7 protein-coding genes and 1 CRISPR repeat array are annotated in these 10081 nt (G+C 49.5%); of the genes, 6 read left to right on the forward strand and 1 reads right to left on the reverse strand.

Going from position 1 to position 10081, the window contains the following annotated elements; genetic code table 11:
• Positions 1 to 576, forward strand: a 576-nt coding sequence (locus N836_RS65710) for a transposase (protein ID WP_023073173.1), incomplete at its 5' end; no start/stop codon positions are given.
• Positions 577 to 606: 30 nt separating this feature from the next.
• On the opposite strand, the gene N836_RS65715 is transcribed toward N836_RS65710, so the two are convergent.
• A complete protein-coding gene (locus N836_RS65715; protein WP_023075688.1) occupies positions 607 to 1845 on the reverse strand; it encodes a sensor histidine kinase in 1239 nt (412 codons plus the stop codon).
• Positions 1846 to 2061: 216 nt separating this feature from the next.
• Here N836_RS65715 and N836_RS73835 point away from each other — a divergent pair, with 216 nt between their 5' ends.
• The 5 genes from N836_RS73835 to N836_RS65735 all read left to right on the forward strand — a co-directional run bounded on the left by N836_RS73835 (position 2062) and on the right by N836_RS65735 (position 8114).
• A complete protein-coding gene (locus tag N836_RS73835) occupies positions 2062 to 2775 on the forward strand; it encodes a Spy/CpxP family protein refolding chaperone (protein WP_152532261.1) in 714 nt (237 codons plus the stop codon).
• 203 nt (positions 2776 to 2978) lie between these two features.
• On the forward strand, positions 2979 to 4091 hold the full coding sequence (locus N836_RS65720) for an ISAs1 family transposase (RefSeq protein WP_023075690.1): 1113 nt from the start codon (positions 2979 to 2981) through the stop codon (positions 4089 to 4091).
• A gap of 205 nt (positions 4092 to 4296) precedes the next feature.
• Positions 4297 to 6414, forward strand: a complete 2118-nt coding sequence (locus N836_RS65725; protein ID WP_023075691.1) for an AAA family ATPase — start codon at positions 4297 to 4299, stop codon at positions 6412 to 6414.
• A 57-nt stretch (positions 6415 to 6471) separates the two neighbouring features.
• Complete coding sequence (locus N836_RS65730; RefSeq protein ID WP_023075692.1) at positions 6472 to 7362, forward strand: hypothetical protein; 891 nt, start codon at positions 6472 to 6474, stop codon at positions 7360 to 7362.
• Positions 7363 to 7457: 95 nt separating this feature from the next.
• A complete protein-coding gene (locus N836_RS65735) occupies positions 7458 to 8114 on the forward strand; it encodes a Uma2 family endonuclease (RefSeq protein ID WP_023075693.1) in 657 nt (218 codons plus the stop codon).
• A gap of 368 nt (positions 8115 to 8482) precedes the next feature.
• Positions 8483 to 9597: a CRISPR direct-repeat array (repeat unit 37 nt; unit sequence CTCACAATTAACCACTTCCCCTAACGGGGATTGAAAC).
• Positions 9598 to 10081 lie beyond the last annotated feature (484 nt).

Raw genomic sequence — 10081 nt, forward strand, 5'->3', positions numbered from 1 at the left:
GAATACCAAGTTCTCAAAGACCAAGGATTTAAGCCTGGGATGTCTAAATTTTATGTTGGCATTAGAGGGAACAAAGGAGATGGATTAGGTCCCTTTAATCTGGCTGTTTATTGGAAACGTAAGTACCGCAAGACGGGACCGAAAGCCCCCTGGTATATCCTGACAAATCTCCCAACTCTCAAACAAACTTTAGCGGTTTACCGATGTCGGTGGGGGATTGAACAATTTTTCAAAGATTGCAAAACCGGAGGTTATCACCTGGAAGATACCAAGGTGAACGACCGACGTTTTCTAGCCTTGGTGGTGTTGATTGTGCTGGCCTATAGTCTTGCCACGATGCACGGTCAACGGATGCAAGAATTACGGATAGATGAGTATGCTGGATGTATCAAAAACTACTCAACTAAGATTCCCCATCAAAGTGATTTTAGTTTGGGTCTGTATGGACATCGGTGGATAGTTGCCATGGAAATATGGTCTGAATGGGCCTTCAGATTAATTGCACTCAAGCCTCATAAACGGCTCTATTTTCAACGTGGATTTCTCGCTCTATCCCTTATGGAACAGACTTTATAGCTACGTTGTCACCCTTTAAGACAAATCTCTTCATTCTTCATTTTTTACCCTTAACTGGATCTCACACCCTTCTCCGGGTTGGCTGTTTACGGTCAGCGTGCCGCCAATTGCCTGGGCTCGTTCTCGCATTCCCTGGAGGCCAAAGCCGGTGGATGTTTGAGTTAAATCAAAGCCGCGACCGTTGTCTCGTAGCAATAATATGATCTCGCTTTCAGTGGCGGTTAAGCTGAGTTCAACTTCAGTTGCTTGAGCATGTTTGACAATGTTGGTAATCCCTTCTTGCACCAGACGATAGAGAGTTAGGGTTGTTGCTTCAGAGAGCGGAATCAGTAGCTGAATGTTAACGGTGGGGGTAATGCCCGTACTGGTTTTTAATGTATCAATCAGGGCATTGAGTCGGGTTTGGAGAGAGGTTTGAGGGGAGGATTCGCGTAGTGTTGCCACTGACTGACGCACGTCTTGTAGGGCGATTGAACCTAAACGTTTAGCTTCTTTTAGCAACAGCTGAGACTTTTGCGGATCGCGCTGTGAGAGTTTGATCGCTCCCTCTAACTGAATGTTGAGCGCTGTTAACGAATGCCCCAGGGAGTCATGCATTTCACGGGCGATCCGGCTACGTTCCTCGGCTGTTGCTAGCTGTTTTACTTGGGCGGCAGATCGCTGTAGATCTTCATTGGTTTTTTGTAGTCGGTTTTGAATAGTTCTCTCATTCAGTAATGCATTGACCAGGAGAAATATAAACACCAAAGACAAGCCAAAGAAAACAATTAGGTTCATCTGTAGGCTATCCACCAAATGTCTAAACCGCAGAGTGAGCCGACCATCCAACCCTCTAAACTTAAGCCTCAGGGTAATCATAAATAACAAAAATGCGGATGCCGTCACGGCGATACGCCCCATCAGCCCCACCATCAAACAGCTACGGATGACTAACACTAGATAAATAAAGGGAAACAGCCTGACTCCCCGGAGCATTAGCCCCGAGATTAAAATAATGAGTACGACCTGCAACGCCAGATGACTCACCCTAGGCCAAAATCTCTGAGTGGGCAGATACAATCCCAACAAACCCAATAGCAAAAGACATCCTATGATCAAAATATGGGCCTGGTGCAGGCTGTCAATCGGCGGTCGTGGCAGGCCAGGACGCCCCGGTCGTGGTATTGATGGCGCGGTCAAAACGCTAGTGATCGCTACGGCCAAGAGCCCCCACTCTAGATAAAGTAAAAAACGAAACGGATGATTCTGGAACTGAATGGCGCGGCTCATGGTGGATCTGTACGGCTCTGGTTAGCTCAGCAAGAAGCAGATTTTACTTTGTTTCCACCGTAGCCGAAGTTTGGGGCTCTCCATAGAGATAGAGCGTGACTAATGACTAAAGTCATGGGATGGCCATGACCTGCGATTTAATCGAAGGTGACACATGCTAGCAGTCACTATGGATTTTTGCTGTCTAGGATAGGGACATCGTTGATCAGACCACCCATGATGAAATTTCAAACCATTCAAAAATGCCTTGGCGGTACTCTGATGTTAACTGTTTTAGTGGCTGCTTCTGCAGCACTCAAACCTAGTATTGCCGGTGCTTTTTCACCTAACATGGCCCAAGAACTCAACCTCACCCCGGCACAGCAGACGGAACTTGACGCGATTAGAGAGAATACCCGCACCCAGGCGGAAGCAATTCTTACCGAAGAGCAGTTGGCCACATTAGCAGGAACCACGGGTCGCGATCGCAAACAGGCCATGGGCAACCTGGACCTAAGTGAAGCACAACGCACCCAGCTACAGGCAATTCGCGAAGAATCAAAAACTGCAGCCAGTCAGGTATTGACCGAAGAACAACAGGCCCAGCTACAGACCACCAATCGGCGCAAAAACCGTCGCGAAGACCTTGCCGAGGAATTAAATCTGACTCCAGAACAACAAACCGAACTCCAGAGCATTCGGGAAAATGCCAGAACCCGCGCCGAAGCCGTTCTCACCGATGAGCAGCTGGCTACCTTGGAGGGTAGAACTGGTCGCGAACGGATGCAAGCCATGCGTAGCCTGGACCTGAGTGAGGAACAACTCACCCAGCTACAGGAGATTCGTGACGATTCCCGAGCCGCCGCTGACAATGTCTTAACTGATGAGCAAAAAGCTCAGTTACAAGAAATGCGTTCAGAGCGCGGCAATCGCCATCGTGGTAATCAATAGGTAGCTCTATGGTTGCCTACCCCCCTCTAACTGCCTACCGTGTACACACATCTAGGGATCTAGCCTGAAAAGTAGCTCCAGACGCTGCATTTGCCCTCATCCCCCACCCCTTCTCCCCGCGGGAGAAGGGGTGGCAGGGTTGTTTCAAGTTCGACGTAGAAAAATGAGGATGGTCTGAATCAACAAAAATCAAGGTTCAGACCATGTCCCTCATTCTTCAATTAAAGACGATTCCTGACCCACGGGGTACCCGTGGACGGCGTTATGAGTTACGGCTCATTCTGTTTTTGAGCGTGTTTGGGAGCCTATGTGGCTATTGGGGGTATCGTCCGTTAGCTGAGTTTGCTCGTGAACATCATCAGGCCTGGTGTGATTTGTTGAAATTAGATGCCTCAACGACGCCAATTCCGTCCTATTCCACCTTTCGGCAAGTCTTTCTCAAGGTCGATGCTCAAGGCTGGGTCGATGCCTTCAATGCATGGGCCATGGCCCACGCTCCTGATTGGCTCGGTCAGCTATCGGTGGATGGGAAAAGCATTAAATGCACCAGTACCGGTGGCCAGGAGGCCGGTCACGACTTTGCAAGCTTGGTGTCTGTCTATGGTCAATCGGTCGGGGTTGTCCAATTGGCCTTGATGTTCAACCACAAAGAGAGTGAAATTGCCGTTGCTCGACGCTTGCTTCAACACGTTATCAATGCACCTGAGTTTGCCAAGACGTTGCCGGTTTGTGTGAGTCTGGATGCCTTACACACTCAGGTGGAGACCCTCAGCCTACTTGAACGGTCTCAAACGCCTTACCTGATTGGCCTCAAAACAAATCAGCGTCAGCTGTATGCGCTCGCAAAGAGGCTCTATGAACAGACGATTCCTACGGATATTGTGACTGAGTATGATGCCACCCATAGTCGCCAGGTTCAACGAACCGTCAAGGTCTATCCGGTTCCTGAATCCCTCCCTCAACGATGGGCCAACGCAGGCATTCGACACCTGGTTTGGATACAACGAGAGGGCAGGCGAGACGGACAACCGTTTCATGAGGCCCACTGTTATCTCTCCAATCGCTGTCTTAATGCTGAAACCTATATGACTCAAATTCAAGCCCATTGGCACATTGAAAATGGCCTGCATTGGGTCAAAGATGTCACCTTCCAAGAAGATGATCCACCCCGCCGCGGTGGGCATGCCCCCATCAGTTGGGCCGTGCTCTATTCCTTTTTCATCACTCTGGCTAGAAAGCTCTCCTATCAAACGATTCCTCAAGCCATGAGAGCACTTGCTAATCGACTGGATAAAGTTTTCCCTCTCCTAACATAAAACAACCCTGCCCGCGGGAGAAGGGGTAGGGGATGTAGAGCTTTGCTCTTCTCGCAGAGTGGGCTCGAACTCTAGAGCTATTCTCCGACTTATGTATACACGATAACCCCCAGGGAGCAAGGGGTTGGGGTTGGCCTAATCAACTCTTTATCTGCCATATCAAAAAAATCCGAAATCAAGGGCATACTGATTGATTATGAGCAGTATGAATCCCACACAAATTTCAATTCAAGTCGGTAGTCTGGTTTTGCTATCGGGAGCCCCTGGAGCAGGTAAATCTACGGCCTGTCAGCATTTGCCACCGGAGTTGGTGCTGTCTAGCGATGTATTGCGACAGACATTTTTTGGCACGGCCCAGACGGTCGTGGATGGGCAGGTGGCCGAACGGCCCCTGGCTACTGACGATCGGTTGGTTTTTAGTACGCTGGAAAATGTGGTGCGGGCACGGCTAAAGGCTGGTCTAACCACGATTGTGGACGCCACCCTAATTAGCGATAAGGAACGTAAGCCGTTTGCCACCGTGGCTGAACAGCTGGGTGTGCCGGTACAGGTCCTTATCTTTAATCCGCCTCTGGAGCGGGTGCAGCAACAAAATCAGCAGCGACGCTGTCGGGTGCCTGAGCAGGTGGTCGTCAAGTTTTGCGATCGCATTCAGCTCGATTCCCAATGGCCCTTTACCGTCATCACTGGCGATGTCACCCTAAACATTGACATACCAACGATTCCAGACGACACCAACCTGGATGTGATTGGCGATATCCACGGTCTGGCTGATACCCTGCAGGCCATGCTCGACCGGCTGGGCTACGACCATGAGTTTAACCATGCCGAAGGCCGCAAGCTCTGTTTTTTGGGCGATTTAGTCGATCGCGGCCTGCAGTCACTAGAAGTGTTGGAACTGGTCATGCAGGCCGTGGCTCAGGGTCACTACTGTGTACGTGGTAACCACGACAACAATCTAGCGCGAGGCTTGCGAGGCGACACCATTAAAAGCAAGTCCACGCGAGAAACATTACACAAAGTATTGCAGCGCGATCGCGACTACCAGACACAGGTAGGCACCTTTATCCAATCGCTGCCCCCCTTCTACCGCTACCGCAACTACGTGTTATGCCACGGCGATATCGAATGGTTTGACCCCCTGCGACAGCCTACCCATGACCAAATGTATGGCCGCTGCCGCCGCCACGAAACCCACGACACCGATGGCATTTTTCGGCAGACCAGTGACCTCACCGTCGTGCGCGGGCATATTCCCCTCACCTCTGAAGGCGATCGCACCTATTCCCTGGAAGCCGGAGCCGGATTTGGTGGCCCTTTAGCCGCAATGCGGCTGCCAGAACAAGAGCGAGTAGAAATCCCCTGCGCGTTTGACTACAGTCAGCGTCAGCCCAGTTTTGCTAAACAGATGGAACCATTGGTTACCAAAAAGCTGGTCAAGCAGGTTGTTGCCGATTCTCTTACCCTGTTTAAATACAGCTCTAAAGCCTTTTTCACCCCATCCGCCTGGGACGACTATCCCGAACTAAAATTGGCGCGAGGGGTAGTTGTGGGACTCAACGGCAACCCCGTCAGTCAGCCATTTCCGCGTACCTTTAATTATCTCGAACGCGAGACCACCCTACCGGCAGACACCCAAGTTGTGGCGGTAGAAAAACTCAATGGCTTTTTAGTCACCACCTTTTTACATCCCTACGATCCGCATCAGGTAGTTGTTACCTGTTCCGGGTCTTTTAAGGGAGACTATGTGGACAATGCTAAGTCACTGCTGTATCAGGGCGGTTTGTATGGTCGGGTGTTAGCGTGGCTGCAGGAAAATCGCCACACGACGTTGCTGTGGGAGGCGATCCACCCAGATGATCCCCATATTATTCAGTATGGGCCGGAGGATTATGGGCTGCATTTGATCGGGGCTGGAAATTTAGGAAATAGCTTTATCCGTGAAGAGCAGCTGGATGCGATCGCAACCCGCCTCCAGACACCCCGTCCTATCTGGTTGACGTGTACCTTTGCCGATGCCATTGCCAAGTCCCACCATGTAGAACACGAAGGCTTTATGATCCGGCTTGCCAGCGACGGTAGTTTTGCCCTGAAGCTCAAGAGCCCGTACTACTTACGCACCAAGTTTTTAGCCCGACTGACTCCCAAAAAATCCAAACAGATGTACGGCCAGCCCCAGCGCTTTAAGCAAGAATTAGACGAAGCCTTTTGGCCCCTGGTGGATGCAGTCACCCAGCAGGTTAGTCAGAACACCTGGCTCGACTGGAGCGATGTCGAACGACGCGATTTTGTTCAACAATGGATGAATGCCGTCTATCAGTAGTGAGTCCCCCTCAGCGTACTATGCTCTAAGCATCATGCGTGTAGGCTTGCGACACCTATGGATTTAACCACCACCCTCAATACGGTAACCGCGTTTTGGCATCCTTTACTGGCCCAAACTCCAAACGTATCCGACCTGGTTTTGGAGCTAGAGACGCTCAAAAGTCAAGTTGAAGCACTCCAACAAACCAATCAGCTACTCAGCGATGGGCTGACAACACAAATAGAGTTTCTAAAACAGGAAAACCAGGACCTGACAGCTAGCTTTTCGCAGTATATCGATGCGATGCGATGGAATTTAACAGTTTTGGCTGGTCTAGCAGTTGTGCTCAGTGCGGTGGGCGGTTGGATCTTTAAAAATAGCCTGGATGATGCCAAAGAGATGGCCACTCGCATTGTGCGACAGGAGCTAAGCAACAGTATTGAACCACTGATAGCGGCAGAGTCAAAAAATCTTCAGAAGACTCTGCAAACAGAACAGATTATTAGCAATACGGTAATTGATTATTACCTGCCCCAGCCAGTTAGCGAGACGGTCACAGAATATCAGCTACTCAAAAATCGTGGTTTTCTGGAAGTGCGACGCTGGGACAGTCAGCAGAGGCCAGCAGGACGGTTTGGGAGTGTATTGGTGGCTGATTTTGTCAATTGCGACCTGTTGAACCTGCCGGGATTAACCCATGAGAGCGATGAGGTGAGAAGACAGGCCTATCAAGAACGGGACAGAATTGTGAATAATATTATTCGCGGTTTAGTGGAGCTAAGGATTGGCAATCCGATTGTTGTAGCCTATGTGAGACCGGGGTTTGGTCGGCTAGCAGCAATTGATCAACTAACAACAACGTTTCCAGAGCTACGGTATTATGCATCGGCAAATACGCCCGTGAGTTTGATGGGAGCCGTGGTGGATTCAGCCTATGTAGCTTATGGAGATCGCAACGTCGCCTGATCGCACGTCATTATGGTTTATATTGCCACCGCAGATGACAAACCCTATGATCAGAGCATGGCCTTAGCCAGTATTCCGATGTGAGGTCAATTCAAATGGTAACCTTACAACTACGTCAGTTGGACGTTCCCCAAGGGCAGAGACTGCTGCTCCACGATGTCAGCTGGTCTGATTTTGAAGCAATTCTGGAAGAATTAGGCGAATATCGCAGTACGCGCATCGCTTATGACAACGGCCTATTGGAAATTATGGCTCCTCTACCTGAACATGAAGCTGATAAAGAAATTATTGGAGACTTATTAAAAGCGCTGCTGGAAGAATTGGATATTGAGTTTCTTACCCTTGGTTCAACAACATTTAAAAATTCAGATATGCTAAAGGGGATTGAACCAGACCAGTGTTTCTACATTCAGAACGAAGCAGCGGTAAGGGGTAAGAATCGATTAGATTTGACAATAGACCCACCCCCTGACTTAGCATTAGAGATTGATATTACCGCACGCACGCACCCAGATACCTATGCGGCACTGGGGGTACCTGAACTCTGGCGACGGGTAGAACAGACGATTCGGATTTATCGGTTACAGTCAGGGCGATACCTAGAAGTTACAGAAAGCCCTACGTTTCCAGGTTGGTCTTTAAGGTCTGAAATTCCGACCTATGTGGAAAAAAGCCGGGTAGATGGACGTAACAAAACGATGCGGTCATTTCGCCAGTGGGTAAGGGAACGTTTATTGGCCCCTGAGCAATGATTGTTTGATACCTTGCCACAGTCAAATTGCCCTGAAATATCTAAGACCGTTTTGAGCACTGGGAAGCGTAGAATTTAGGTAAGTCACTCATCCACCCATGCGATCGCGCCGGGAGCAGCTGCGCGACCAGGAGGCAGTTTTCATGGCACATCTGATTTAAGTAGGCAAAACCCTGACAGCATAAGCGATTGGCAATTTCTGGATATTTAGCAGGTCCGCGCAAAAGCTAGAGCATAGTCAGGTCAAGGGGTTGAAGGATTAAGGAAATCTGAAAAGTTGTGGTTTTACGAATAGGGCGGTTAAAATGTAGATGCTTCGCGCAAATGTACCTTGAAAACTTAATGCAGCCAGCGTTTCAATTGGCTGCACTCACAATTAACCACTTCCCCTAACGGGGATTGAAACACACGGCAGAGTGTAGCCTACTGCGGCGTTGAGGACCTCACAATTAACCACTTCCCCTAACGGGGATTGAAACACTTCAGGGCTCCCAAGGGGCAGATTGCAATTTGTCTCACAATTAACCACTTCCCCTAACGGGGATTGAAACACATGTTTCTAAAGAAACACCGCGTTGGGGGGGACTCACAATTAACCACTTCCCCTAACGGGGATTGAAACATAAACCCTAGTCCCCAACAGGCAAGAGCAGGCACTCACAATTAACCACTTCCCCTAACGGGGATTGAAACATTTGCTCAATAACCTTAGATGCGGCGGTGGTTCCTCACAATTAACCACTTCCCCTAACGGGGATTGAAACACAATGCAAGGGCCACACTGAACTGTAGACCTTGGGCTCACAATTAACCACTTCCCCTAACGGGGATTGAAACGCCGGTATCTACCACAGCATCGATCAGGGCGTTGCTCACAATTAACCACTTCCCCTAACGGGGATTGAAACGTAGAAGATTGTGTAGCGGGCTAGGTGGGGAGACCTCACAATTAACCACTTCCCCTAACGGGGATTGAAACACAGAAAAGCAGGTAGGGGCTCAGGAAGCTGCAACTCACAATTAACCACTTCCCCTAACGGGGATTGAAACGATTGCTTCTTTAGCCTCGTCAGTGTTCCCTCTTACTCACAATTAACCACTTCCCCTAACGGGGATTGAAACATCTAGCAAAAGTTGGTTTCCTCCTGAGACTCTTTCTCACAATTGACCACTTCCCCTAACGGGGATTGAAACGCGTCATTGGGGCCGATACGTTTTACCTGCGCAACGCGTCACAATTAACCACTTCCCCTAACGGGGATTGAAACATGCCCTACGGCGGCATCAGCGGGTGAGTGATGGGTCACAATTAACCACTTCCCCTAACGGGGATTGAAACGCTTGCCACCAATCTAAGGTCTCTTGAGACACTTCACGTCACAATTAACCACTTCCCCTAACGGGGATTGAAACTCTTTGCACCTGCAATCCGAACATATTGCCCCGTGTCACAATTAACCACTTCCCCTAACGGGGATTGAAACGAGCATATTGGTTGGCTCAAACTGACTAAAGTTAGTCACAATTAACCACTTCCCCTAACGGCTAACGTGCACACACAAGTCGAAGCATAACTCAAGATATCGAGCCCACTCTGCAAGAAGAGCAAAGCTCTACATCCCCCAACCCCTTGCTCCCTAGGGGATACGGTCTAACGCTACTCTCTAAACATACAAGGGGAGCTAGTCTCAAAGTCCTTCTCCCTGGGGGAGAAGGATTTAGGATGAGGGCTAATGCAGAGCATGGAGCTGATTTCCAGTAGAGATCCTAGTGAAGCTCAAACCCACGTTGGGTTCAAAACCCAACGCTAATTGAGGGCTGTCCACTCAAGGGACAAGATTGGCTGAGCAGCTCCAAATATAGAGCTTTTAGGGCTTCTTTAACCGCTTGAGCGGTTTTGAGCCAGTTAGCCTTGCGACTTTGAGTCCAAGGTGGGTTAATGCTTCCTTGCCAGGTGCAAGATCTCAG

The organism is Leptolyngbya sp. Heron Island J, assembly GCF_000482245.1.
In the GTDB taxonomy this organism is placed as follows: domain Bacteria; phylum Cyanobacteriota; class Cyanobacteriia; order Phormidesmidales; family Phormidesmidaceae; genus Leptothoe.